Consider the following 23,748-nt stretch of genomic DNA (forward strand, 5'->3'; position numbering starts at 1 on the left):
ACTGCCCGTCGCATGAGATGAGGACGTGGGTTGCTCAAGTCTGCCCCCAATAAAGAACAGAAGGCGAAAGACCCCGAGGGGCGCATGCCTCTCGTGGAGCACCTGCGCGAGCTCCGCAACCGGCTCGCCAAGGGGTTGCTGGCCATTGTCGTCGCGACGGTCGTCGCGGCCTTCTTCTACGAAGAGATCATCAACTTCTTCACGAAGCCGGTGTTGCAGTCGGTGGGCTGCAACTCGCTCTTCACCGACCTCGCCAAGCAGGAGAAGGGGTCGCGATGCGCCAGCATCGTGATGATGGATCTGCTCGGCCCCTTCACCCTCGCGCTGAAGGTCTCCCTGGTCGCCGGTCTCATCCTGTCGGCGCCGGTCTGGCTCTACCAGCTCTGGGCCTTCCTCGCCCCGGGGCTGCACCGGAACGAGAAGAAGTACACGCTCAGCTTCGTCGGCGTGGGCTTTCCGCTGTTCGTGGCCGGCGGCTACTTCGCGTACCGGGTGCTGCCCACCACGGCGGACGTCCTCATCGCCTTCACCCCGGCCGGCATCGGCAACCTCCTCACGCTGGACAAGCTGCTCGACCTCATCGCCCGGATGGTCATCGTCTTCGGCCTGTCCTTCGAGCTGCCTCTGCTCCTGGTCATGCTGAACTTCGCCGGCGTCATCACCGGCAAACGCATGCTCGGCTGGTGGCGGGCGATGGTCATGGGCATCACGGTCTTCGCGGCGATCGCGACACCGAGCACGGACCCGCTGACCATGCTCGCCCTGGCCGTCCCGATCACCGTGCTGTACTTCGGCGCCGTCGGGGTTGCGCTGGCCAACGATGCCCGACGGCGGCGACGGCTCGCGGCAGGACCGGCCGACGACGAGGCCTCCGACCTTGATCTGACGCCTACGGAGATCGGCGAGATCGAGCCGGTGGCGGCGACCGCGGCGTTGCCGGAGCAGGCGAGCGGAGACGGCGACGCGAAGCGCGGCAGCTTCGACGACGTCACCTGACGAAGCCGGCGGGCCGGGCCTTCTCACCCGGCTCGGCACGGGCCGCGGAGGCGCCCGTGTGAGGCCGAGGGAACGCAGAAGGGGGAGGCTCCCAGGGAGCCTCCCCCTTCACCGTGTCTGGCCGCCGGGTCTGCCCGGCTGACACAGGTTCAGCAGTACTTGATGCCCGTCAGCTGGCCGGTGCCCTTGTAGTGGAGCTCGCCCCCCGCACGGATCGTGTAGCAGTCGCTGTCCGGCCAGAAGCGCTCGGCGATCTGCACCTTGATCGCCTTTTTGCAGTCGTTGGCGATGTCCACGGAGTTGTTGCTCGGGTGCCAGGTCGCCTTGACGCACTTGCCCACGCCCGAGGCCGCGGCCGTCGCCGGGCCGGCGGTGGCCATCGGAAGCGCCACCGCGGTCACGGCCAGCGCCGCGGTCACCGTTGCTGCCTTGAACTTGTTCATCGTCCCCCTTTGTCATCGGGAGGCATGAGCTGCCTCCTCCGCTCCGCCCGCGGGGGATGCCTCTGGTCAAGAGGCGCCGCTGAAAGATCCCGCGGATGCACGGAATGATCAAGATGATCGTAGGGGATCTCTTGTGATCATGACAGCGAATTCGTTCCGCCCCGGTGCCCCGCCGACCCGCTCCCTCGTGCACGGGGGTCCCGGCGTTCCGGGACCGAAGGGGGGCGGGCAAAGGCTGCCCATAATGATCGGTCGTTGTCAGAGGTGGCCGGTAGGCTCGTAAGCACGATGACCGAGGACATGTCCCCTGCTGAACGCTATGCCGCCGCCAAGCTCCGGGCGGCCGAGCAGGCCACCGCACTCGCCCCTTTCCGAGAAATGTACGACTTTGGCCTGGATCCGTTCCAGGTCGAGGCGTGCCAGGCCCTGGAGGCCGGCAAGGGCGTGCTGGTCGCGGCCCCTACTGGATCCGGAAAGACGATCGTCGGCGAATTCGCCGTCCACCTGGCCCTGGAGCAGGGCCGAAAATGCTTCTACACCACGCCCATCAAGGCGCTGTCCAACCAGAAGTACCAGGACCTGGTCAAGCGTTACGGCGCCGACAAGGTCGGTCTGCTGACCGGCGACAACAGCGTCAACTCCGAGGCTCCGGTGGTCGTGATGACCACCGAAGTGCTGCGGAACATGCTCTATTCCGGCTCGCAGTCGCTGGTCGGGCTCGGCTATGTGGTCATGGACGAGGTGCACTACCTCTCCGACCGCTTCCGCGGTGCCGTCTGGGAAGAGGTGATCATCCATCTTCCCGAGTCGGTGACGCTGGTGTCACTGTCGGCCACGGTCTCCAACGCCGAGGAGTTCGGTGACTGGCTGGACACGGTCCGTGGCGACACCGCCGTGATCGTCTCCGAGCACCGGCCGGTGCCGCTGTGGCAGCACGTCCTCGCAGGCCGCCGGACATACGACCTGTTCGAGGAGCGGGACGGGCAGAGCGGCGGCCGCCGCGAGGTCAATCCCGATCTGGAGCGGCTGGCGCGGATGGAGAACAGCCGGCCGACGTTCGGCCGGGACAAGCGCCGGGGCCGCAATACGCGCGAGGCGGACCGCGAGCGCGAGCGGCGCCAGCGTGCCCGGATCTGGACGCCGAGCCGCCCGGAGGTCATCGACCGCCTCGACAACGAGGGCCTGCTGCCCGCGATCACCTTCATCTTCAGCCGCGCGGGCTGCGAGGCCGCCGTCCAGCAGTGCCTGTATTCGGGCCTGCGGCTCAACGACCAGGAGGGCCGCGAGCAGGTCCGTCGCATAGTGGAGGCGCGGACGGCCGGCATCCCGGACGACGACCTCCATGTGCTGGGCTACTTCGAGTGGTTGGAGGGCCTGGAGCGGGGCATCGCGGCGCATCACGCCGGCATGCTGCCGACGTTCAAGGAGGTCGTCGAGGAGCTGTTCGTGAAGGGCCTGGTCAAGGCCGTCTTCGCCACCGAGACGCTGGCGCTGGGCATCAACATGCCCGCGCGTTCCGTGGTGTTGGAAAAGCTGGTGAAGTGGAACGGCGAGCAGCACGCCGACATCACTCCCGGCGAGTACACCCAGCTGACCGGCCGCGCCGGGCGCCGCGGCATCGACATCGAGGGCCATGCGGTGGTGCTGTGGCAGCGGGGGATGAACCCGGGCGCGCTGGCCGGGCTCGCCGGAACCCGTACGTATCCGCTGCGGTCCTCCTTCAAGCCGTCGTACAACATGGCGGTCAACCTCGTCTCCCAGTTCGGCAGGCACCGTTCGCGGGAGCTGCTGGAGATGTCCTTCGCTCAGTTCCAGGCCGACAAGTCGGTGGTCGGGATCACGCGGCAGGTGCAGAAGAACGAGGAGGGGCTGGAGGGCTACCGCGGCTCGATGACCTGTCACCTCGGCGACTTCGAGGAGTACTCCCGGCTGCGGCGGTCGCTGAAGGAGCGGGAGACGGAGCTGGCCAAGCAGGGCGCGGCACAGCGCCGGGTGGCGGCCGCGGCGGCGCTGGAGAAGCTCAAGCCCGGCGATGTCATCCATGTGCCGACCGGCAAGTACGCGGGTCTGGCGCTGGTCCTCGACCCCGGTATGCCCTCGGGGCGGACGAACGGCCATCGCGGCTTCGATGCGCAGGACGGGCCGCGGCCGCTGGTGCTGACCGCCGAGCGGCAGGTCAAGCGGCTGGCCTCGATGGACTTCCCGGTGCCGGTCGAGGCGTTGGACCGGATGCGGATCCCCAAGTCCTTCAACGCCCGCAGCCCGCAGTCGCGCCGCGATCTGGCGTCCGCGCTGCGGACGAAGGCCGGTCATGTCGTCCCGTCGCGGCATCGCAAGCCGCGCGCGGAGGCGGCCGACGACCGGGAGATCGCCCGGCTGCGTACGGAGATCAGGGCGCACCCCTGCCACGGCTGTGCCGAGCGCGAGGACCACGCCCGCTGGGCGGAGCGCTATCACCGACTGCTGCGCGACACCCGCCAGTTGGAGCGCCGGATCGAGGGGCGGACGAACACCATCGCCCGCACCTTCGACCGGATCTGCGCACTGCTGACCGAGCTGGACTACCTCGAAGGCGACACGGTCACCGACGAGGGCCGCCGGCTGGCCCGGCTCTACGGCGAGCTGGATCTGCTGGCGAGCGAGTGTCTGCGCGAGGGCGTCTGGGAGGGCCTCGGCCCGGCGGAGCTGGCGGCCTGCGCCTCGGCGCTGGTGTACGAGGCGCGGCAGGCGGACGACGCGGTGGCGCCCAAGCTGCCGGCCGGCAAGGCCAGGGACGCGCTGGGCGAGATGGTGCGTATCTGGGGCCGGCTGGACGCCCTGGAGGAGGACCACAAGATCAGCCAGGCGGAGGGCGTCGGCCAGCGCGAGCCGGACCTCGGCTTCGCCTGGGCCGCCTACCGCTGGGCCTCCGGCTTCGGCCTCGACGAGGTGCTCCGGGAGGCCGAGATGCCCGCCGGTGACTTCGTCCGCTGGTGCAAGCAGCTGATCGATGTCCTGGGCCAGATCGCGGCGGCGGCCCCGCCCGGGGGCACGGTGGCGCGTACCGCCCGTAAGGCCGTGGACGGTGTGCTGCGCGGCGTGGTGGCGTATTCGTCGGTGGGCTGAGCGACCGCGGCCGGTCCCGGCCTGAGCGCTACGGCGCCGTACCCCCGTCCGGCGGGGGTACGGCGCCGGCTGCTGTCGTCTATCCGGCGGAGGCGGGTGACAACGCCGGCCGGCCGCCGGTGGCCGCCCGCTCCGCGTCGCGCTTGGCGACCTCCTCGCGCACGATCGGGATGACATACCGCCCGAAGTCGATGGCGTCGTCGAGCAGGTCGTAGCCGCGTGCGGAGAGGATGTCCACGCCCAGGTCGTAGTAGTCGAGCAGGGCCTCGGCGACGGTCTCCGGGGTGCCGACCAGGGCCGTGGAGTTGCCCGCGCCGCCGGTCTCCGCGGCGGTCGGGGTCCACAGCGCCCGGTCGTGCCGCTCGCCCCCGGCGGCCACCGCCAGCAGCCGCTGTGACCCGGCGTTCTGCGGGTTCGTCAGCGGATGCCGGCGGCTGAGCGGGCCGCCCGCCTTGCGTGCCCTGATCCGCTCCAGGGTGCGGTGGGCCTTCTCCCAGGCCAGTTCCTCCGTGGGCGCGATGATCGGCCGGAACGCGACCTGGATCCTGGGCACGTCGCTGCGGCCGGCCGCCTGCGCCGCGGCCCGCACCGAGGCGATCTGCTCGGCCGTCTGCGCCAGCGGTTCGCCCCACAGGCAGTAGATGTCCGCCTCGGCGCCGCCCGCCGCGTACGCCGCCGCCGAGGATCCCCCGAACGACACCTGGGGGTGCGGCTGCTGGACGGGGAAGGTGTCCGAGGCGAAGTCATGGAAGCGGTAGTGGGTGCCCTCGTGGTCGAAGGGCTCGTGGGTGGTCCAGATCTTCTTGACGAGGCGGATGTATTCGCGGGTGCGGTCGTAGCGCTCGTCCTTGGTGAGGGTGTCGCCCTCACGGCCCTGCTCGTGGTCGTTGCCGCCGGTGATGAAGTGGACCGCGAGCCGGCCGTCGCTGATCCGGTCCAGTGTGGCGAAGGTCTTCGCGGCGAACGTCGGATAGGAGACGTTGGGGCGGTGCGCCACCAGGATCTGAAGGGTCTCGGTGCGGGCCGCGACATAGGCCGCGGCCGGTGAGGGGTCGGGGGAGCCGGAACCGTAGGCGAACAGCACCCGGTCCCAGCCGTACTCCTCGTGGGCGCGGGCCAGTTTCAGCGTGTAGGCCTTGTCGAAGGAAGCGCCGGAACGGGGGGTGACTTCGGAACCGTCGTTGGTCGCGGCAATGCCGAGGAACTCGACAGGCATGGGTAGGGCCTCGTCTTCTCGTAGGTCGTGCGCTCATGGGCATGCGCGTGGGGCATGCGGGCGTACGGGAGGGCCGTACGGCGGAGGGGGATGTACTGCGCTACGAAGAAGTCAGCGGCAACAGGAAGCCGACCACACTCGACCGAAGTCGATGTGGTCGCGGGTGACCAGCCGCTGCTGAGGACGCATGGGGTCAGTGGAACAGGCAGATGCCTGCGCCGTCAACCAATTCCCGCGACGGCAGGACGACTTCACGGCGGTCCGGGCCGGCAGGGTGCGGCCGCCGGAAGGGTGGGGAAGGATTCCGCCATGTGTGCGACACGCGACGAGGGCGCCGCCCCGGTGCGGCGCTTCGGCAAGCTCATCACCCTGCGCCCGGAACACCGCGAGGAGTATCTGCGGCTGCATGCGGAGGTCTGGCCCGAGGTGCTGGCGATGATCACCGCCTGCCATCTCCGCAACTACTCGATCTTCCTTGAGGGCGAGATGCTGTTCTCGTATGCCGAGTACGTCGGGGAGGACTACGCCGCCGACATGGCCCGGATGGCCGCCGACCCGGTGACCAGGCGGTGGTGGCAGCTCACCGATCCCTGCCAGGAGCAGACCGAGGGCGCCGTACCGGGGGAGTGGTGGACACCGATGCGGGAGGTCTTCCACCACGACTGAGCGGGCCGGCGCTCCGGTCCGCGTTCGGGACGGGGCTGCCGACGGGCTCTTCGGCGGGCTTTCGACGGGGCGCCCGAGGGGCTCCTGGCGGAAAACGCCGCGACAGACTTCCGGTGCCGGTGGAACGCTGGCGGCATGATTGATCACATCGCGATCCAGGTCGGCAATGTCGCGGCGAGCGCGGAGTTCTACGACCGTGTCCTCGCCCCGCTCGGGGGGCGACGGACCAAGGAATTCGGCGAGTTCATCAGCTTCGGCACCACCGGACACACCCTCTGGCTGGTCCCGGCCACCGACGACGGCCCGGCCCGCGAGGTGCACCTCGCCTTCGCCGCGGACGGCCGCGCGGCCGTCGATGCCTTCCACGCCGCCGCCGTTGCGGCCGGCGCCGAGTCCCTGCACGCGCCACGGCTGTGGCCCCAGTACCACGCGTCGTACTACGGGGCCTTCGTCCGTGACCCCGACGGCAACAACATCGAAGCGGTCTGCCATACGCCGTAGCGCGGCCCCCTCCACCGCCGAGGACGTGACGTAGGCCTACGGCCTACGGGCCCGCGAGGGTCTCGCCGTGGAAGGGGCCGGCCGGGCCGTGCCGCCGGGTCAGGAGGCCGGGGCCGTCGCGGACTCCTGCTCGGCCTCGACCTGCTGGTTCCAGTCGCGCTTGGCGGCCTGCCAGCCGTCCTCGTCGTGGCCGGTACGCCAGTAGCCGGAGATGGACAGGGCCTCGCGGGGGATGTCGCGCTCGACCCGGAGCAGGCGCCGCAGCTCCTTCACGAACCCGGCCTCGCCGTGCACGAACGCCTGGACCTGACCGGCCGGGAACTCCAGCGCCCGTACGGCGGCGACCAGTTCGCGGCCGACCGGTGCGGCGCCGCGGTACAGCCAGTGGATCTCGGCGCCGGCCGGTACCTCCAGTTCCTGGCGTTCCTCCGGGCCCGCCACCTCGATGAAGGCATGCACCGCTACGCCCGCGGGCATCCGCGCCAGGGACGCGGCGATGGCCGGCAGTGCGCTCTCGTCGCCCGCCAGCAGATGCCAGTCGGCGCCGGCCTCCGGGACGTAGGCGCCGCCCGGACCGAGAAGGAAGATCTCCTCGCCCGGCTTCGCCGCGGCCGCCCACGGTCCGGCCACGCCCTCGTCGCCGTGCACCACGAAGTCCACGGTCATCTCGCGGGTTCCGGCGTCCCAGGCGCGGACGGTGTACGTACGGGTCCTGGGCCAGCGGTTGCGGGGGAGCTCGGCGCGGATCTGTGTGATGTCGAACGGCTCGGGGTAGCTCACGCCGGGCAACGGAAAGACCAGCTTGACGTAATGGTCGGAGAACTCGCCCGCCGTGAACTCCGCCAGCCCCTCACCGCCCAGCACCACGCGGACCATGTGCGGGGTGAGCTGCTCGGTGCGCTGCACCCGGGCGCGGTGCAGGGTGGGCTTCTTGCGGGACGGACGCTCTGCTGCCACGGCGGTCTCCCCTGATGCGATATTTGTTAGGTATACCTAACCTAACAGGTCATCGGCGGAGGGTGAGGAGCAGGCGCTGCAATGCGCCACCGAGACCCCATTGGCCGGCCAGTGCTTCCAGCCGCTCGGGGTCTGCCGGTTCGCCCGGCAGGGCGTGGTCGACGGCGGGGACGGACACATCGGTGGCCACCTTCACGACCTTCGGGGCGACCGCGATATACGGGCGTGCCTCCAGCAGCCGCTTGCGCTGGGCGGGGGTCACCTTCGAAGCGGGGTCCTCGGCGGCGGCCATGATGCCCGCCAGGTCGCCGTAGGTGTCCAGCAGTTTCGCGGCCGTCTTCTCGCCGATCCCCGGGACGCCGGGCAGGCCGTCGCTGGGGTCGCCGCGCAGCAGCGCCAGATCGACGTAGCCGGGGCCGTCCACGCCGTACTTCTCGCGCAGCAGCGCCTCATCGGTGATCTGGAGGGTGCCGACGCCCTTGAGCGGATACAGGATGCGGATGCCGCGCCGGTCGTCGACGAGCTGGAAGAGGTCGCGGTCGCCGGTGACGATGTCCACCGGGCCCTTGGCCTGCGCGGTCAGGGTGCCGATGATGTCGTCGGCCTCGTAGCCGGCCGCCCCGATACGGGCGATGCCCAGGGCGTCCAGGACGTCCTCGATGACCGGGACCTGGGGCGAGAGGGTGTCGGGGATCTCCTCTTCGTCAGGTTCCGCGGAACCGGCCGGAGCCTCCTCGGCGACCCGGTGCGCCTTGTATGAGGGGATCAGGTCGACCCGCCACTGGGGGCGCCAGTCGAAGTCCATGCAGGCGACCAGGTCATCGGGGTGGTGGTCCTGGACGAGCCGGGCGATGAAGTCCAGCAGGCCGCGCACCGCGTTCACCGGGGTGCCGTCCGGGGCTTTGACTGATTCCGGTACCCCGAAATAGGCGCGGAAGTAGAGAGAGGCGGTGTCGAGGAGCATCAGGCGTCGAGTCACATCCCGCATCTTGCCGTATGCCCCATACGTCACGCCGATGTGAGGTGAATCACCGTCTTGTTTGAGCCGCATAAAGAAGGGCAGGCGCGCAGCCGGAGTGGACCCGATCGAAATTCAACTTTTCGATCGGTAAAGGCGGGCGGAACCCGTGCCACTCCACGACCTGGCTACGGGGGTGGCAGGTCGTCACTGGTTCGACAAGAGAGGCATATGTGTCCAGGCTGCAAGCCGAGCACCTGTACAAAGTGTTCGGCAGACGACCCGAGGACGCGGTCCGCAAACTCGAAGCCGGCGCCAGCCGGGAGGACCTGCGGGCCGAAGGCACCACCGCTGCGGTGATCGACGCGTCGATCGAGGTGGACGAGGGCCAGATATTCGTCGTCATGGGTCTGTCCGGGTCCGGCAAGTCCACCCTGCTGCGCACGCTCAACGGGCTGCTGGAGCCCACGTCGGGAACCGTCCGGTTCGACGGCCAGGACCTCACCTCGCTCAGCGACAAGGAGCTGCGCAAGGTCCGCTCCGAGAAGATCTCCATGGTCTTCCAGCACTTCGCGCTCTTCCCGCACCGCAGTGTGCTGGAGAACGCCGCCTACGGCCTCGAAGTGCAGGGTGTACCGCGCGCCGAGCGGACGAAGCGCGCCACCGAGGCGCTCGAACTCACCGGGCTCAAGGGCTGGGAGAAGTCCTGGCCCGACGAGCTGTCCGGCGGGATGCAGCAGCGCGTGGGCCTGGCCCGCGCGCTGGCCACCAATGCGGATCTGCTGCTGATGGACGAGTCCTTCAGCGCGCTCGACCCGCTGATCCGCCGCGATATGCAGGACCAGCTGCTGGAGCTCCAGAAGGCGCTGAAGAAGACCATCGTCTTCATCACCCACGACCTGAACGAGGCCATGCGGCTCGGCGACAAGATCGCCGTGATGCGCGACGGCCGGATCGTCCAGATCGGCAGCGCCGAGGACATCCTCGTCACCCCGGCCAACGACTATGTCGCCTCCTTCACCCAGGACGTGGACCGTACGCGGGTACTGACCGCGGGCGCGATCATGGCCGAGGTCGGGACCGTGCTCGGCGCCACGACCCCGGAGGGCAAGAAGCTCGCCACCGCGGCGGAGTTCCGGGCCGCCGCACCTGCCACGGTCGGTGTCGACACCCCGCTCGTCGAGCTGTTCACGCCCTGCTCGACCAGCACCGTTCCGGTCGCCGTGACCGATGAGAAGGGCGAGCTGGTCGGTGCCGTCACGGCCGAGCGGCTGCTCGCCGTCCTCGGCGAATCCGCGGCGCAGGACCCGGCCCCGGCCGTTTCCGTCCAGGCCGAGGCCAAGGCCTCGGGCGACGGGATATCCGCGGACAAGACGCCCGCGGACGAGACCCCCGAGCACACGTCCGGCAACGCGCCCACGGACCACGACCCCGAGGACAAGGTGAGCGCCGGTGCCTAGGATTCCGATAGGCAGTTGGGCCGACAGCCTGGTCGAATGGCTGCGTGACCACGCCGAGTGGCTCTTCCACTTCGTCACGACCGTGCTGGGGGGCTTCTACGACGGCATCCTCACGGTCCTCTCCGGCCCCGAGCCGCTGCTCCTGACGGGCATCTTCGCGGTGATCGCCTGGTGGCTGCGCGGTCTGCCGGCGGCTGTGCTGACATTCCTCGGCTTCGCCTTGATCGATTCGATCGAGCAGTGGCACCAGACCATGCAGTCGCTCTCCCTGGTGCTCGTGGCCTGCATCATCACCATCGCGGTCGCCGTACCCCTCGGTGTCTGGGCCGCCCGCAACCGCGCCGTCAGCGGAGCGGTGCGTCCGGTCCTGGACCTGATGCAGACGATGCCCGCGATGGTCTACCTGATCCCCGGCATCCTCTTCTTCGGGCTCGGCGCCGTCCCCGGCATCGTGTCGACCATCGTCTTCTCCATGCCGCCCGCGGTCCGCATGACCGAACTGGGCATCCGGCAGGTCGACGGGGAACTGGTCGAGGCCGCCGACGCGTTCGGCACCCATCCACGGCGCACGCTCTTCCGCGTACAGCTGCCGCTGGCCCTGCCGACGATCATGGCCGGTATCAACCAGGTCATCATGCTGGCGCTGTCCATGGTCGTCATCGCGGGCATGGTCGGCGGCGCCGGCCTCGGCGGCACCGTCTACCTCTCGCTCAGCTCGGTCGATGTGAAGCTGGGCGCGGAGGGCGGTCTCGCGGTCGTCATCCTCGCGGTGTACCTGGACCGGATGACCAGCGCGCTCAACCAGCGGGTCTCCCCGCTCGGCCGGCGCGCGCTGGCGAAGGCGCAGGCCGCGCTCGGCGGCCTGAAGTTCCTCCACTGGAAGCCCGCGACCTCGGTCGCGACGGTCGCGGTGGTGGTGCTCGCGCTGATCGCCGGAGGGATGAGCTTCGCCGGCGAGGAGAAGGGCGGCGCGGCGGGCACCGACGGCAACGGCCGGCCGGTCAGCCTCGGCTACGTCAACTGGGACGAGGGCAAGGCCACGACGTTCCTGTGGAAGGAAATCCTCGAACAGCGCGGGTACAAGCCCAAGGTCCAGGCCCTGGACGCCGGCCCGCTCTTCACCGGCCAGGCCCGTGGTGACATCGACGTGCAGACCAACGCCTGGCTGCCGACGACCCACGCGGAGTACTGGAAGAAGTACAAGGACAAGCTCGAGGACCTGGGCGCCTGGTACGACAAGACCTCCCTGGAGATCGCGGTCCCGTCCTACATGAAGGACGTCAAGACCCTGGACGACCTCAAGGGCAAGGGCGGCACGTTCGGCGGGAAGATCGTCGGCATCGAGCCGGGCGCGGGCGAGATGAAGATCCTCAAGGACAAGGTCCTCAAGGATTACGGCCTGGGTGGCGAGTACAAGGTCATGGAGTCGAGCACCTCGTCCATGCTCACCGAGCTGGACCGCTCGATCCACGACAAGAAGCCGATCGCCGTCACGCTGTGGTCGCCGCACTGGGCCTACGACAAGTACAAGCTGACCAAGCTCAAGGACCCCAAGGGCTCCTTCGGCTCCGGGGACAGCCTGCACATGCTGGGCCGCAAGGGCTTCTCCCACGACGAGCCGCAGGTCGCCGGCTGGATGAAGAAGTTCCACCTGGACGAGAAGCAGCTCACCAGCCTCGAGAGCGAGGTCAAGAACGCCGGTACGGGGCATGAGCAGGAGGGCGTGCGCGCCTGGCTCAAGCAGCACCCGGGCCTGGTCAACAAGCTGGCGCCGTCCGCCAAGGCCGCCTACGCCAAGGGCAAGGACGCGGGCAAGACCCCGACCATGGGCTTCCCGGCGTGGGACGAGGGCATCGCCACGACGTACCTCTGGAAGAACATTCTGGAGAAGCGGGGCTACCGGCCGAAGCTCCAGAACCTCGATGTCGGGCCGATGTGGACCGGACTGTCGACGGGGCAGATCGATGTCGAAACCGATGCCTGGCTTCCGGTGGCGCAGAAGCAGTACTGGGACAAGTACAAGGACGATCTCGTCGACGTCGGGGCCTGGTACGACAAGACCTCACTGGAGATCGCCGTACCGTCCTACGTCAAGGGTGTGAAGACCCTGGACGATCTGCGCAAGCACAAGGACACCTTCGGCGGCAAGATCATCGGAATCGAGCCGGGCACCGGCGAGATGAAGCGTCTCAAGAGCGTGGTGTCTCCCGCCTACGGCCTGGACGGCTTCGACGTCACCGAGGCCGGGACCAGCGCCATGCTCACCGAGCTGGAGCGGGCCTACGACAAGAAGGAGCCCATCGCGGTGGTCCTGTGGTCCCCGCACTGGGCGTACAGCAAGTACGACCTCACCAAGCTCAAGGACCCGCAGGGCACCTGGGGCGCCAACAACCAGATCAAGACGATCGGCAACAAGAGCTTCCCGAAGAAATTCCCGGAGTTCAACGGCTGGTTGAAGAACTGGAAGATGAACGCCGATGAGCTCGGCAGCCTGGAGAAGGACATTCAGGCCGCCGGCAAGGGCAACGAGGACAAGGGCGTCCAGAAGTGGATCGATGCCCACCCGGGCATCGTCGACAAGATGGCACCCGTGAAGTAATCCTCACCGGCGTCCACTTCGCCAGGGCGAGCCCCGCCACCGGAACTTTTCGGTGGCGGGGCTCGGCTGTTTCCGGTCCGCGGTACGGGTTGCGAGGCGGAATGCGAGACGGGTGGATCGGCGGTGCGGCGGAATATGCCTCAGAACTTGCGGCACAGGAGCTTGGAGGTCTCGACTTTGGCTCCGTCGAACTTTCCCGGCACGTCCAGCGCATAGATCCGGTATTTCACCGAACGCAGTCCGGTCGGGGTGGGCCGTTCCGTGAGCAGATAGTTCTTGTGGCCGAAATCCTGGGTCCAGACGTGGTGTCCCTTACCCGGCTTCTTGAACTTGTGCACGATGTGGCCGACGGCCTTGGAGACGATGATGACTTCCTGGCCCTTGCCGCAGCGCTTGTAGCCGCCTTCCTTCTCGGTGGCGTGCGCGGCACCCGGGGCGAGGAGCAGCGTGGCACCGGCGGCGGCCAGCACCGCAGTGATCTTCTTCTTCATGCGGGGCGTCACCGGTTTCCCTTCACGCTACAGAATCCGTACACCTTGACCAGGTTCTTCTTCGTGCCCCAGACCGAGGTCACTTTCCAGTAGACCTGGTGCCGCCAGGTCGGAATGGCCTTGGACGAGATGCCGGCGGGGTCGTTCCAGTACTCCTGGGTGTGCACTTTTCCGCTCGGAACCCGCCAGCTGACCCGGAACTTCGCGGCGCCCTTGACGTAGATGAACGCCGTGTCATAGGCGCCCGGGCATCCCGTGCCGTCCGACTTGGAATGAAATCCCTTGACCGGGGCGGCCTGCGCCGGCGCGCTGAGCGCCAACGGCGAAACGAGTGCGAGACCCGTGACCAGCACGCTGAGGAGAGTGCCCTTTCGGCGGTGGCTGTGCATGCAGAAAATCCCTCAGTTCTCCCTTGGTGATGCTTGATCAACTCGCGTCGATCCTAGGGATGAAAGGGCTGTCCCCGCTATTGTCCGATGGTGCACAACCGCCCGTCGCGGGCGGTGAATTGCGTACCCTGGCGCCATGACGATCCGCACTCCGCCGCGCCGCGTGGTCTCACTCGTCCCCTCGCTGACGGAGGCGGTCGCCTGCACCGCGCCCGGTCTGCTGGTGGGGGCCACCGACTGGTGCAGCGAGCCGGCCGGACTCGATGTCGTGCGCATCGGCGGTACCAAGAACCCGGACACGGAGCGGATCGCCGCCCTCGCCCCCGACCTCGTGATCGCCAACGAGGAGGAGAACCGGGAGCCCGATCTCGCCGCGTTGCGGGCCGCCGGGATCGAGGTGCTGGTCACCGAAGTACGGACCCTGCCGCAGGCGTTCCGGGAGCTGGAGCGGGTCCTCGTGCACGGCTGCGGGCTGGCCCGGCCCGAATGGCTGGACGCCGCCGAGGCCGCCTGGCGGGACCTGCCGGCCGGTCCTGCCGAGCGGACGGCGGTGGTGCCGGTCTGGCGCCGGCCGTGGATGGTGCTGGGCCGGGACACCTTCGCCGGTGATCTCCTGGCCCGCCTGGGCGTCCGCAACCGCTACGCGGACCATGCGGAGCGCTACCCCCGTATCCCGCTCGACGCCCTCCGCGCCGGTGCCGCCGACCTCGTGGTGCTGCCCGACGAGCCCTATCGCTTCAGCGCCGAGGACGGTCCCGAGGCGTTCCCCGGCCTGCCCGCCGCGCTGGTCAGCGGCCGGTATCTGACCTGGTACGGGCCCTCGCTGGTGCGCGCCCCGGCCGTACTGGCACAGGCCCTGGCCGGGGCGCGGTGAGCGGGCGGCGTACGAGGGCTACGCCGTGACCGGCCGGGGCGGGGCCAGGAGACGGCCGCGGACCAGGCCGGCGGCCGTGCGGGTGCCGGCCACCGCGACGGCGGTCACGAGGAGCGCGAACAGGCCCACCGCGAGCCAGTCGAAGGCGCCGAGGCCGGTGCGCAGGGCCAGGCCCGCCGCGCCCGTGACGCAGGTGCCGAGGGGGAAGGTGAAGCCCCACCAGGTCATCGCGAAGCCCATGCCGTTGCGGAAGGCGCGCACCACCATCGCGGTCGCGATCGCCAGCCAGAGGAGCGCGAAGCCCGTCACCGGGACGCCGTACAGCACCGCGAAGGCCCCCATGGCGTGTGCGGAGGAGGCGTCCACGACACCCGGTGCCACATGGGCGAGGTTGGCCAGTGCGGTGGTGGACTGCCCCAGCGGGCCCAGGACGAGGAACAGCGTGGGGGTGAGCGCGAGGGGGAGCGGGCCGTGGTGGATCAGCCGGGACAGCACGAGCGGCAGGACGAGCAGGGTGGCCAGCAGGGACATGCCGAACAGGGCGTAGCAGGTGAACAGCAGGGCCGCCTGCCACTGGCCGGCCGGCAGATGCGGCACCAGGGCCGGGCCCAGCGCCGCCGAGACCATGGGGGCGACCAGCGGCAGGAGCCAGACGGGAGAGGCGCTGCCGGCCTCGATGCGGTGCCGGGTCACCATCAGATACGGAATCGCCGCGGCCGCCGTGAGGCCGACGAGGGTGCCCAGGGTCCACAGGACCGCGTCGGCGGCCAGCGCGGCCGGCTCACCGATGACGTCCCGGCCCACGGCGAGCGTGCCGCCGCCCACCGCCAGCAGCGCCATCGCCAGACACCCGTAGAACGGGGCGACGGACGGATCGAGCAGATGGCGGCGCGCCTGGTCGCCGTGGCGGACCCAGTGCACGGTTCTGGCGGCCAGCAGCGTCAGCAGCATCAGCGCCGACAGCGCCCAGACGACCTGGTAGGCAGTGCGCAGGCCCGGAGCGGTGAGCGGCAGGACCGCACCGGCGTTGGCGACGATCGCGGTGCCCATGACGGCGGCGTACCAGTTCGGTCCGAGATGGCGGACCGAGGCTGCGGTGGCGGGTGTGCCGGGGCCGGCGCCGGTGCCGGGGCCCGCGGCGGTGCCGGTGCGGGAAGGTGCGTGCGCGAGAGTTGCCATGGGAACAGCGTCGTCGCCCAGGACGCCCGCCACCAGGGACCTCGTGTCTATGAGGGCATAAGCTGGGGTTATGTGCAGGGGGACTTATGAGTGATGAGGAAGGGCCCGCCGCCGTGCCGCTGTCGCACCGGGTCCCGGATCTCGGTGCGCTGGAGCTGCTGCTCGCCGTCGCCCGGCTCGGCAGCCTGGGGCGGGCCGCCCGTGCGCGGGGCATCAGCCAGCCCGCCGCCAGCAGCCGTATCCGGTCGATGGAGCGGCAGTTGGGGGTGGCGCTGGTCGAACGCTCGCCGCGCGGCTCCCGGTTGACGGACGCCGGCGCCCTGGTGACGGACTGGGCGCGGCGGGTGGTGGAGGCGGCCGAGGCCTTCGACGCGGGTGCGCAGGCGTTGCGGGGGCAGCGCGATTCGCGGCTGCGGGTCGCGGCCAGCATGACGATCGCCGAGTATCTGCTGCCGGGGTGGCTGATCGCGCTGCGCGCGCAGCGGCCGGGGACCGCGGTGTCGTTGCTCGCAGGCAACTCCAGCGTGGTCGCCGAGCGGTTGCTGGGGGGCGCGGCGGACCTCGGGTTTGTGGAGGGGCTGGAGGTGCCGGCGGGGCTGGACGGGACGGTCATCGGGCATGACCGGCTGGTGGTGGTCGCGGCTCCGTCCCACCCCTGGGCCCGGCGTCGTACGGAGCTGACCGCCGCCGAACTCGCCGCCACCCCGCTGATCCTGCGCGAGCGGGGCTCGGGGACCCGTCAGGTGCTGGACGCGGCGCTCGCCCGGCACGGCGGGCTGGCCGAACCGCTCCTCGAACTCGCCTCGACCACCGCCGTGAAGGCGGCCGTGGTGAGCGAGGCGGCGCCGTCCGTGCTCAGTGAACTCGCCGTCGGTGAGGAGCTGACCGCTCGCCGGCTGGTCGAGATTCCGGTGCGCGAGCTGCGGCTCGGCCGCGATCTGCGGGCCGTGTGGCCCGCCGGTCAGCGGCCCGCGGGCCCGGCCCGGCAGCTGCTGGGGCTGACGCGCGGGGCGCCCTGAGCGGGCCGCCGGGGCCTCCTGCGGGACAGACCCGTCCCGGTCACTCCCCGGCGGACGTCCCGCGCGCGGCCGCCACCAGGGCCTCCATCACCCGGGTGTCGTCCCCGGCCTCCGGGTGCCACTGCACCGCCAGGGTGAAGCCGTACGCGCCCGGGAGTTCCAGCGCCTCGATGGTGCCGTCCTCCGCATAGGCGGAGGCCAGCAGCCCGCGGCCGAGCCGGTCGACGGCCTGGTGGTGGTACGTCGGCACGGAGACCGGCTCGGGCAGCGTACGGCCCAGCAGCGTCCCGGGGACCGGCTTGATGTCGTGCCGGTCGAAGACTCCGGGGGCTCCGGCATGCCCGTCGAGGTGCTGGACGAGGGTGCCGCCCAGCACCACGTTCAGCAGCTGGAGCCCGCGGCAGATGCCCAGCAGCGGGACGCCGCCCGTCAACGCGGCCTCGATCAGGGCCAGTTCCCAGGCGTCCCGGTCCAGGGCCGGCGGGCCGGTCCGGGGGTGCGGCTCCGCGCCGTAGCGGGCCGGCTCCACGTCCGCGCCGCCGGCGATCACCAGCCCGTCCAGACGGGCGACGGTCGCGGCGGCCGTGGCCGGGTCGCCCGGCGGCAGCAGCGCGGCCAGCCCGCCCGAGCGCTGCACCAGCTTCGGGTATCCGGCGGGCACCAGCGCGGCGGGCAGGGCCCATACCCCCCACCGGGCCTCTTCCTGGTACGTGCTGATGCCGATGAGGGGCTGGGACATGGGGTGTGGTCCTCCGTGGGTGGTGCGGGCGGTGGGTGCGGGGACGGGCGGGGCCGGCCGGGAGGTCCCGGCCGACCGTTGCTGTGCTCTGGCGTATCGGCGTATCGGTGTACCGGCGTACCGGTCAGGTGCGTTCGAGTTCGGCCTCCGCCGCCGCCAGCGCCGCGAACTCCTCCTCGGGCGCCGCGGCCACCAGCCGGTGGCGGGAGTAGAAGGCGAAGTAGGCGAGTGCCACGGCGTAGACACCGAGGGCGATGAAGGCGGCCTCCTTGTCGACCAGGAACGTCGCCACCAGCGCCGAGCAGGCCAGGACGAACGCAACGGACGAGGTCAGCAGGCCGCCGGGGGTGCGGTAGGGGCGGGGCAGGCCGGGCTCACGGCGGCGCAGCACGATGTGCGAGAGCGCCATCAGCGCGTAGGAGATGGTGGCGCCGAAGACCGCGACATTGAGCATCCGGGCACCGTCGCCGGTGGCCGCGGCGAGCGCGAAGCCCAGCGCGCCGGGCACCAGCAGCCCCAGGTAGGGCGCCTTGCGGCGGCTGGTCAGGGAGAGGAAGCGGGGCAGATAGCCGGCCCGGGAGAGCGCGAACAGCTGGCGCGAACCGGCGAAGATCAGGGAGAAGAAGGACGCCACCAGGCCCGCGAGACCGGCGTAGTTGACGATCCGGCTGACGGTGGTCGGCTTGCCGTGCGGCTGGAGCGCCTGGACCAGCGGATCGCCCACCGACTGGATCGCCGCCGAGCCGCGCGCCCCGGTCGCGGCGACAAAGGTGATCAGCGCCAGCACCAGCAGGATGCCCATCGCGGCGGCCATCGCCTTGGGCAGGGAGCGGGCCGGGTCCTTGGTCTCCTCGGCCGCCAGCGGTACGCCCTCGACGCCGAGGAAGAACCACATGCCGAACGGGAAGGACGCCCAGATGCCCAGAATGCCGAACGGCAGCCAGGAGTTGGCCCCGAAGGCGCCTGCCTTGACGGGGATGTCGTTGAGCGTGTCGACATGGAAGTCGGTCAGCGCGGCGATCGCGAAGACGACGACGGCGGCGACGGCTATGGCGGTGACGATCAGGCTGAAGCGCAGCGCCTCGCCCACGCCCCACAGATGGATCCCGATGAAGATCACGAAGCAGGCGAGATAGACCGGCCAGCTGGAGTGCAGGCCGAACAGGCCGAGCGATTCGACGTAGTCACCGATGAAGATGGAGATCGCGGCGGGCGCCAGCACATATTCGATCAGGATCGCGGTGCCGGTCAGAAAGCCGCCCCAGGTGCCCAGGGCCCGCCGGGCGAAGCCGTAGCCGCCGCCGGCGGTCGGCAGGATCGAGGCCAGCTCCGCCAGCGCGAAGACCAGACAGGTGTACATCAGGCCCATCAGGACGGCGGCGATCGCCAGGCCGCCGAAGCCGCCCTGCGCCAGACCGTTGTTCCAGCCCGAGAAGTCGCCGGAGACGACATAGGCGACGCCCAGGCCGGTCAGCAGCAGGGGTCCCGCACTGCCGCGGCGCAGTGTCCGCCGCTCCAGATAGGTCTCGTCGGACGATGTGCCGCCCGCCGGCCCGATGGGCGGTGCGGTCTGCGAATCCGTGTTGTCGGCCATGAGCCGCTCCTGCCTCGCCGAGGGGATAACGAGCAAAGGTTTAGCGGCATACCTTTGCTGGCGGGTCGGCTCAGCGCAAGACCTGGACGTAAAAGAATGGTGAACGCACCCGCAGGGTCCCCGGGCGGGCGCTCAGGGTGACGGAGCCGTCAGGAAGCCGCGCAGCAGCGCCGCCGTCCCGCAGCAGTGCTCGCGCATCACCTCGCGGGCCCCGTCCGCATCGCCCTCCAGCACCGCCTCCACCAGTGCGGTGTGCTGGGTCTGCGAATGCTCCAGATTCCGGACCAGGAGCGGAATGCAGTCCAGGAGATCGTTCACGCCCGCCCGTACTCCCGCGTACTGCGCCGCCAGCGACGGCGAGCCGGACAGCTCCGCGAGGGTCAGATGCAGCAGGGTGTCGCGCCGGCGGTAGTCCGCGAGCGGCGCCTCCTGGGTGGCCGCGAGCGCCGCCCGCAGCCGGTCGCTCTGCGCGTCGGACAGCCCGTGGGCCGCGCACAGCCCGGCCGCGCCCACCTCCAGCACCTCCCGGAAACGCAGGGTGTCCTCGACGTCGATCTTCCCGATCCGGCGCCGCAGCTCGGCCTCGCCCGGGTTCTCCGTGCGCACCCGTACGAACGTGCCGCCGTAGCGCCCGCGCCGGCTCTCCACCAGGCCCTCGTCCTGGAGCACCTTGAGCACCTCGCGCAGGGTGACCCGGCTGATCTGGAGCCGTTCGGCCAATTCCCGCTCGGCGGGCAGCCGTTCGCCCTGGGGAACCAGACCGAGCCGGACGATCTGGAGTATCTGCTCCAGCGCTTCCTCGAAACCGTTGCCCGCCCGCACCGGCCGCAGCACGGGTGCCAGCCGATCGACCGCACCGTCCATCGATACCCCTTCCCAATCAATGGTTCGTGTGCCTACCTTATGACCTCCGGATGCAGTGACAGGAGGCAACACCGTGGCAGACCGCACGCCCCCACTCTCCGTCGAGGAGCTCAGAGTCCTCGTCGACGCCGGGGAGATCGACACTGTCGTCCTCGCCTTCACCGATATGCAAGGCAGGCTCCAGGGCAAGCGGTTCGCGGCCCGATACTTCCTCGACACCGTCCTCGAACACGGTACGGAGGGCTGCAACTACCTCCTCGCCGTCGATGTCGACCTCAACACCGTCGAGGGCTACGCGATGTCCTCCTGGGAACGCGGCTACGGCGACTTCGCCATGCACGGCGACCCCGGCACCCTGCGCCGCACCCCCTGGAACCCCGGCACCGCGCTGATCACCGCCGACCTCGCCTGGCACGACGGCTCGCCGGTCGTCGCCTCCCCGCGGCAGATCCTGCGCCGCCAGCTCGACCGGCTCGCCGAGCGCGGCTGGAGCGCCCACGCCGGCACCGAGCTGGAGTTCATGCTCTTCAAGGACACCTACGAAGACGCCTGGTCGCGCGGCTACCGCCAGATGAACCCCGCCAACCAGTACAACGCCGACTACTCGGTCCTCGGCACCGGCCGGGTCGAACCCGTGCTGCGCCGGATCCGCAACGAGATGGGCGCGGCCGGCATGACCGTCGAGTCCGCCAAGGGCGAGTGCAACCTCGGCCAGCACGAGATCGTGTTCGTCTACGACGAGGCGCTCACCACCTGCGACCAGCACTCCATCTACAAGACGGGTGCCAAGGAGATCGCCGCCCAGGAGGGCATGTCGCTCACCTTCATGGCGAAGTACGACGAGCGCGAGGGCAACTCCTGTCATATCCACCTCTCGCTCCAGGACGCGGAGGGCCGGCCGGTGCTGGCCGACGACAGCGGCCCGTACGGCATGTCGAAGACCATGCAGCACTTCCTGGCGGGCCAGGTCGCCGCGATGCGTGACTTCACGCTCCTCTACGCGCCCAACATCAACTCCTACAAGCGCTTCCGCCCCGGCTCCTTCGCGCCCACCGCCGCCGCCTGGGGCCCCGACAACCGCACCTGCGCCCTGCGGGTGATCGGCCACGGCCGCGCCCACCGCCTGGAGAACCGCCTGCCCGGCGGCGATGTGAACCCCTACCTCGCGGTCGCCGGCATGGTCGCGGCGGGCCTGTACGGCATCGAGCACGAGCTGGAACTCCCCGAGGCGACCACCGGCAACGCCTACAACGGCGACGCCGCGCACGTCCCCACGACGCTGCGCGAGGCCGCCGAGCTGTGGGAGAAGAGCCCGATCGCCCGGGCGGCGTTCGGCGACGAGGTCGTCGACCACTACCGCCACATGGCGCGCGTCGAGCAGGACGCCTACGACGCCGCCGTCACGGACTGGGAGCGCTTCCGCTCCTTCGAGCGCATGTAAGGAACCTGACCGTGTCCACTGGTCTGCACGAGCTGCACATCCTCAACCCGGCGACCGAGGAGGTGGTGGCCACCGTCCCCACCACCTCCCCCCAAGAGGTCGATGCCGCGGTCCGGCGGGCCGCCGCCGCCCAGGAAGCCTGGGCGGCCGTGGCACCCGGCGACCGGGCCCGCATCCTGCGCCGGTTCGCCGAGGTCGTCGACGCCCACATCGCACCGCTCGCCGAACTCGAACTGAAGGAAGCCGGCCACCCGCTGGGCAACGCCCGGTGGGAAGCGGGCAACGTCCGCGATCTGCTGCACTACGCGGCCGGGGGAGTGGAGCGCCTGAACGGCACCCAGATCCCCGTCTCCGGCGGCCTGAACATCACCGTCCAGGAGCCGCTCGGCGTCGTCGCCGTCATCGCCCCCTGGAACTTCCCGATGCCGATCGCCGCCTGGGGCACCGCCCCCGCGCTCGCGGCCGGCAACGCGGTGCTCCTCAAGCCCGCCGAGACCACCCCGCTCACCGCGCTCAGGCTCGCCGGGCTGGCGCTGGAGGCCGGGCTCCCCGAGGGCCTCTTCCAGGTCCTGCCCGGCGAGGGAGCGGTCACCGGCACCGCGCTGGTCGACCACCCCGGCGTCGCCAAGGTCGTCTTCACCGGCTCGACCGCCACCGGCCGGCAGATCGCCGCCCGCTGCGCGGCGCAGACCAAGCGGCTCACCCTCGAACTCGGCGGCAAGAGCCCCAATATCGTCTTCGCCGACGCCGACCTCGAAGCCGCCGCGGCCGCCGCCCCCGGCTCCTTCCTCGACAACACCGGCCAGGACTGCTGCGCCCGCAGCCGCATCCTCGTCCAGCGCTCCGTCTACGACCGCTTCATGGAGCTGCTGGAGCCTGCCGTCAAGGCGTTCACCGTCGGCGACCCGGCCGATCCCGCCACCCAGATGGGTCCGCTGATCTCCGCCGCCCAGCGCGAGCGGGTACGGTCCTACGTCCGCGAGGACGCCCCGGCCGCCATCCGCGGCGAGGCCCCCGCCGGCAAGGGCTTCTGGTACCCGGCCACCGTCCTGGAGGGCCGCCCCGACGACCGTACGGCCGTCGAGGAGATCTTCGGCCCGGTCGCCGTCGTCCTGCCCTTCGAGGACGAGGCCGACGCGGTCCGGCTCGCCAACGCCGGCGACTACGGCCTGGCCGGGTCGCTGTGGACCCGTGACGTCGGCCGTGCCCTGCGGGTCTCGCGCGGCGTCGCGGCCGGCAACCTCTCCGTCAACTCCCACAGCGCGGTGCGCTATTGGACCCCCTTCGGCGGCTTCAAGCAGTCCGGCCTCGGCCGTGAACTGGGCCCCGACGCACTGTCCGCCTTCACCGAGACCAAGAACATCTTCATCAGCACAGAGGAGACCCAGTGACCGACCAGACCGCAGTGTGCCGCCGCCTCGTCGGCCGTACCGCCGTGATCACCGGTGCCGGCAGCGGCATCGGGCTGGCCACCGCCCGCCGACTGGCCTCCGAGGGCGCCCACGTCGTCTGCGCCGACATCGACGAGACGGCGGGCAAGGCCGCGGCCGCCGAGGTCGGCGGCCTCTTCGTCCAGGTCGACGTGACCGACTCCGACCAGGTCGAGGCGCTCTACAAGACCGCCTTCGACACCTACGGCTCGGTCGACATCGCCTTCAACAACGCCGGGATCTCCCCGGACGACGACGACTCGATCCTCACCACCGGACTGGACGCCTGGAAGCGCGTCCAGGAGGTCAACCTCACCTCGGTCTACCTCTGCTGCAAGCACGCCCTGCCCTACATGCGCGACCAGGGCCGCGGCTCCATCATCAACACCGCGTCCTTCGTGGCCGTGATGGGCGCCGCCACCTCGCAGATCAGCTACACCGCCTCCAAGGGCGGCGTGCTGTCCATGTCCCGCGAACTGGGCGTCCAGTTCGCCCGCGAGGGCATCCGGGTCAACGCCCTGTGCCCCGGGCCGGTCAACACCCCGCTGCTCCAGGAGCTGTTCGCCAAGGACCCGGAGCGCGCCGCGCGCCGCCTGGTGCACGTCCCGGTCGGCCGGTTCGCCGAGCCCGAGGAGATCGCCTCCGCCGTCGCCTTCCTCGCCAGCGACGACTCCTCGTTCGTCAATGCCGCCGAGTTCCTGGTCGACGGCGGTATCGCGGGCGCCTACGTCACCCCCGTCTGAGGCGTCCGTCCCGCCGCCGCGGAACCGGCGGGACCCGAAGGTAAAGTCCGACATCCACACCGGGACCGGCACCACCGTGTGCCG

21 protein-coding genes are annotated in these 23,748 nt (G+C 70.3%); 11 read left to right on the plus strand and 10 right to left on the minus strand.

Annotation, left to right across the window (positions count from 1 at the left end):
* Positions 1–30: 30 nt before the first annotated feature.
* Entirely contained in the window at positions 31–996 is a 966-nt protein-coding gene (tatC, locus tag M8I34_RS07045; protein WP_244415856.1) for a twin-arginine translocase subunit TatC, read from the plus strand.
* Between the two features lie 149 nt (positions 997–1,145).
* Here the strand turns inward: tatC and M8I34_RS07050 are convergent, their stop codons facing one another.
* A complete protein-coding gene (locus tag M8I34_RS07050) occupies positions 1,146–1,439 on the minus strand; it encodes a hypothetical protein (RefSeq protein WP_250048410.1) in 294 nt (97 codons plus the stop codon).
* A gap of 288 nt (positions 1,440–1,727) precedes the next feature.
* Here M8I34_RS07050 and M8I34_RS07055 point away from each other — a divergent pair, with 288 nt between their 5' ends.
* The gene (locus M8I34_RS07055) at positions 1,728–4,544 is read left to right on the plus strand and encodes an RNA helicase (protein ID WP_250048411.1); all 2,817 of its coding nucleotides are present in this window, start codon (positions 1,728–1,730) and stop codon (positions 4,542–4,544) included.
* Between the two features lie 79 nt (positions 4,545–4,623).
* On the opposite strand, the gene M8I34_RS07060 is transcribed toward M8I34_RS07055, so the two are convergent.
* Positions 4,624–5,760, minus strand: a complete 1,137-nt coding sequence (locus tag M8I34_RS07060; RefSeq protein WP_250048412.1) for an LLM class flavin-dependent oxidoreductase — start codon at positions 5,758–5,760, stop codon at positions 4,624–4,626.
* A 309-nt stretch (positions 5,761–6,069) separates the two neighbouring features.
* On the opposite strand from M8I34_RS07060, the gene M8I34_RS07065 reads away from it, so the two are divergent.
* Positions 6,070–6,426, plus strand: a complete 357-nt coding sequence (locus M8I34_RS07065; RefSeq protein WP_244415860.1) for an L-rhamnose mutarotase — start codon at positions 6,070–6,072, stop codon at positions 6,424–6,426.
* Between the two features lie 135 nt (positions 6,427–6,561).
* Positions 6,562–6,927, plus strand: coding sequence for a VOC family protein (locus M8I34_RS07070; RefSeq protein WP_250048413.1), 366 nt, complete (start codon positions 6,562–6,564; stop codon positions 6,925–6,927).
* Positions 6,928–7,026: 99 nt separating this feature from the next.
* Here the strand turns inward: M8I34_RS07070 and M8I34_RS07075 are convergent, their stop codons facing one another.
* Both M8I34_RS07075 and M8I34_RS07080 read right to left on the minus strand, forming a co-directional pair.
* Positions 7,027–7,884: a siderophore-interacting protein gene (locus M8I34_RS07075; RefSeq protein ID WP_250048415.1), complete on the minus strand. Its 858-nt coding sequence runs from the start codon at positions 7,882–7,884 to the stop codon at positions 7,027–7,029.
* Between the two features lie 49 nt (positions 7,885–7,933).
* Positions 7,934–8,848, minus strand: a complete 915-nt coding sequence (locus M8I34_RS07080; RefSeq protein WP_250048479.1) for a 5'-3' exonuclease — start codon at positions 8,846–8,848, stop codon at positions 7,934–7,936.
* 227 nt (positions 8,849–9,075) lie between these two features.
* Between M8I34_RS07080 and M8I34_RS07085 the strand changes: the two genes are divergently transcribed.
* Positions 9,076–10,302, plus strand: a complete 1,227-nt coding sequence (locus tag M8I34_RS07085; RefSeq protein WP_250048416.1) for a glycine betaine/L-proline ABC transporter ATP-binding protein — start codon at positions 9,076–9,078, stop codon at positions 10,300–10,302.
* A complete protein-coding gene (locus M8I34_RS07090) occupies positions 10,295–12,901 on the plus strand; it encodes an ABC transporter permease/substrate binding protein (RefSeq protein WP_250048418.1) in 2,607 nt (868 codons plus the stop codon). Before M8I34_RS07085 ends, M8I34_RS07090 begins: the two co-directional genes overlap by 8 nt.
* Before the next feature lie 140 nt (positions 12,902–13,041).
* On the opposite strand, the gene M8I34_RS07095 is transcribed toward M8I34_RS07090, so the two are convergent.
* On the minus strand, positions 13,042–13,404 hold the full coding sequence (locus M8I34_RS07095; RefSeq protein ID WP_250048419.1) for a hypothetical protein: 363 nt from the start codon (positions 13,402–13,404) through the stop codon (positions 13,042–13,044).
* Positions 13,401–13,781 carry a hypothetical protein gene (locus M8I34_RS07100; protein WP_250048421.1) on the minus strand — a complete coding sequence of 127 codons (381 nt, stop codon included), beginning with the start codon at positions 13,779–13,781 and terminating at the stop codon, positions 13,401–13,403. The genes M8I34_RS07095 and M8I34_RS07100 overlap by 4 nt, the downstream gene beginning before the upstream one ends.
* A 136-nt stretch (positions 13,782–13,917) precedes the next feature.
* Here M8I34_RS07100 and M8I34_RS07105 point away from each other — a divergent pair, with 136 nt between their 5' ends.
* Positions 13,918–14,655: a helical backbone metal receptor gene (locus M8I34_RS07105; protein ID WP_250048422.1), complete on the plus strand. Its 738-nt coding sequence runs from the start codon at positions 13,918–13,920 to the stop codon at positions 14,653–14,655.
* A gap of 18 nt (positions 14,656–14,673) precedes the next feature.
* On the opposite strand, the gene M8I34_RS07110 is transcribed toward M8I34_RS07105, so the two are convergent.
* Positions 14,674–15,834 (minus strand): TDT family transporter, encoded by a 1,161-nt coding sequence (locus tag M8I34_RS07110; protein WP_250048423.1) that lies wholly within the window; start codon positions 15,832–15,834, stop codon positions 14,674–14,676.
* A gap of 86 nt (positions 15,835–15,920) precedes the next feature.
* On the opposite strand from M8I34_RS07110, the gene M8I34_RS07115 reads away from it, so the two are divergent.
* Complete coding sequence (locus M8I34_RS07115) at positions 15,921–16,853, plus strand: LysR family transcriptional regulator (protein ID WP_030987077.1); 933 nt, start codon at positions 15,921–15,923, stop codon at positions 16,851–16,853.
* 40 nt (positions 16,854–16,893) lie between these two features.
* Here M8I34_RS07115 and M8I34_RS07120 read toward each other — a convergent pair whose 3' ends face one another.
* The 3 genes from M8I34_RS07120 to M8I34_RS07130 all read right to left on the minus strand — a co-directional run bounded on the left by M8I34_RS07120 (position 16,894) and on the right by M8I34_RS07130 (position 20,050).
* Positions 16,894–17,592 carry a gamma-glutamyl-gamma-aminobutyrate hydrolase family protein gene (locus M8I34_RS07120; RefSeq protein WP_250048424.1) on the minus strand — a complete coding sequence of 233 codons (699 nt, stop codon included), beginning with the start codon at positions 17,590–17,592 and terminating at the stop codon, positions 16,894–16,896.
* A 124-nt stretch (positions 17,593–17,716) separates the two neighbouring features.
* The gene (gene eat / locus M8I34_RS07125) at positions 17,717–19,186 is read right to left on the minus strand and encodes an ethanolamine permease (protein WP_250048425.1); all 1,470 of its coding nucleotides are present in this window, start codon (positions 19,184–19,186) and stop codon (positions 17,717–17,719) included.
* A gap of 132 nt (positions 19,187–19,318) precedes the next feature.
* Positions 19,319–20,050, minus strand: a complete 732-nt coding sequence (locus M8I34_RS07130) for a FadR/GntR family transcriptional regulator (protein ID WP_244415870.1) — start codon at positions 20,048–20,050, stop codon at positions 19,319–19,321.
* A 73-nt stretch (positions 20,051–20,123) separates the two neighbouring features.
* On the opposite strand from M8I34_RS07130, the gene M8I34_RS07135 reads away from it, so the two are divergent.
* Genes M8I34_RS07135 through M8I34_RS07145 form a run of 3 tightly spaced genes read left to right on the plus strand, consistent with a single transcriptional unit; the run spans position 20,124 to position 23,664 of the window.
* Complete coding sequence (locus M8I34_RS07135; RefSeq protein ID WP_250048426.1) at positions 20,124–21,491, plus strand: glutamine synthetase family protein; 1,368 nt, start codon at positions 20,124–20,126, stop codon at positions 21,489–21,491.
* A gap of 11 nt (positions 21,492–21,502) precedes the next feature.
* A complete protein-coding gene (locus M8I34_RS07140) occupies positions 21,503–22,882 on the plus strand; it encodes an aldehyde dehydrogenase (RefSeq protein ID WP_250048427.1) in 1,380 nt (459 codons plus the stop codon).
* Positions 22,879–23,664 carry a 3-oxoacyl-ACP reductase gene (locus M8I34_RS07145; protein WP_250048428.1) on the plus strand — a complete coding sequence of 262 codons (786 nt, stop codon included), beginning with the start codon at positions 22,879–22,881 and terminating at the stop codon, positions 23,662–23,664. Before M8I34_RS07140 ends, M8I34_RS07145 begins: the two co-directional genes overlap by 4 nt.
* Positions 23,665–23,748 lie beyond the last annotated feature (84 nt).

The organism is Streptomyces sp. MCA2 (assembly GCF_023544705.1).
In the GTDB taxonomy this organism is placed as follows: Bacteria; Actinomycetota; Actinomycetes; order Streptomycetales; family Streptomycetaceae; genus Streptomyces; species Streptomyces decoyicus.

Excerpts from the sequence above, each read along its gene's own strand:
- M8I34_RS07050 (WP_250048410.1), bottom strand. The coding sequence starts at position 1,439 with ATGAACAAGTTCAAGGCAGCAACGGTGACCGCGGCGCTGGCCGTGACC.
- M8I34_RS07055 (WP_250048411.1), top strand. The coding sequence starts at position 1,728 with ATGACCGAGGACATGTCCCCTGCTGAACGCTATGCCGCCGCCAAGCTC.
- M8I34_RS07060 (WP_250048412.1), bottom strand. The coding sequence starts at position 5,760 with ATGCCTGTCGAGTTCCTCGGCATTGCCGCGACCAACGACGGTTCCGAA.
- M8I34_RS07065 (WP_244415860.1), top strand. The coding sequence starts at position 6,070 with ATGTGTGCGACACGCGACGAGGGCGCCGCCCCGGTGCGGCGCTTCGGC.
- M8I34_RS07070 (WP_250048413.1), top strand. The coding sequence starts at position 6,562 with ATGATTGATCACATCGCGATCCAGGTCGGCAATGTCGCGGCGAGCGCG.
- M8I34_RS07080 (WP_250048479.1), bottom strand. The coding sequence starts at position 8,848 with ATGCTCCTCGACACCGCCTCTCTCTACTTCCGCGCCTATTTCGGGGTA.
- M8I34_RS07100 (WP_250048421.1), bottom strand. The coding sequence starts at position 13,781 with ATGCACAGCCACCGCCGAAAGGGCACTCTCCTCAGCGTGCTGGTCACG.
- M8I34_RS07105 (WP_250048422.1), top strand. The coding sequence starts at position 13,918 with ATGACGATCCGCACTCCGCCGCGCCGCGTGGTCTCACTCGTCCCCTCG.
- M8I34_RS07110 (WP_250048423.1), bottom strand. The coding sequence starts at position 15,834 with ATGGCAACTCTCGCGCACGCACCTTCCCGCACCGGCACCGCCGCGGGC.
- M8I34_RS07115 (WP_030987077.1), top strand. The coding sequence starts at position 15,921 with ATGAGTGATGAGGAAGGGCCCGCCGCCGTGCCGCTGTCGCACCGGGTC.
- M8I34_RS07120 (WP_250048424.1), bottom strand. The coding sequence starts at position 17,592 with ATGTCCCAGCCCCTCATCGGCATCAGCACGTACCAGGAAGAGGCCCGG.
- eat (WP_250048425.1), bottom strand. The coding sequence starts at position 19,186 with ATGGCCGACAACACGGATTCGCAGACCGCACCGCCCATCGGGCCGGCG.
- M8I34_RS07130 (WP_244415870.1), bottom strand. The coding sequence starts at position 20,050 with ATGGACGGTGCGGTCGATCGGCTGGCACCCGTGCTGCGGCCGGTGCGG.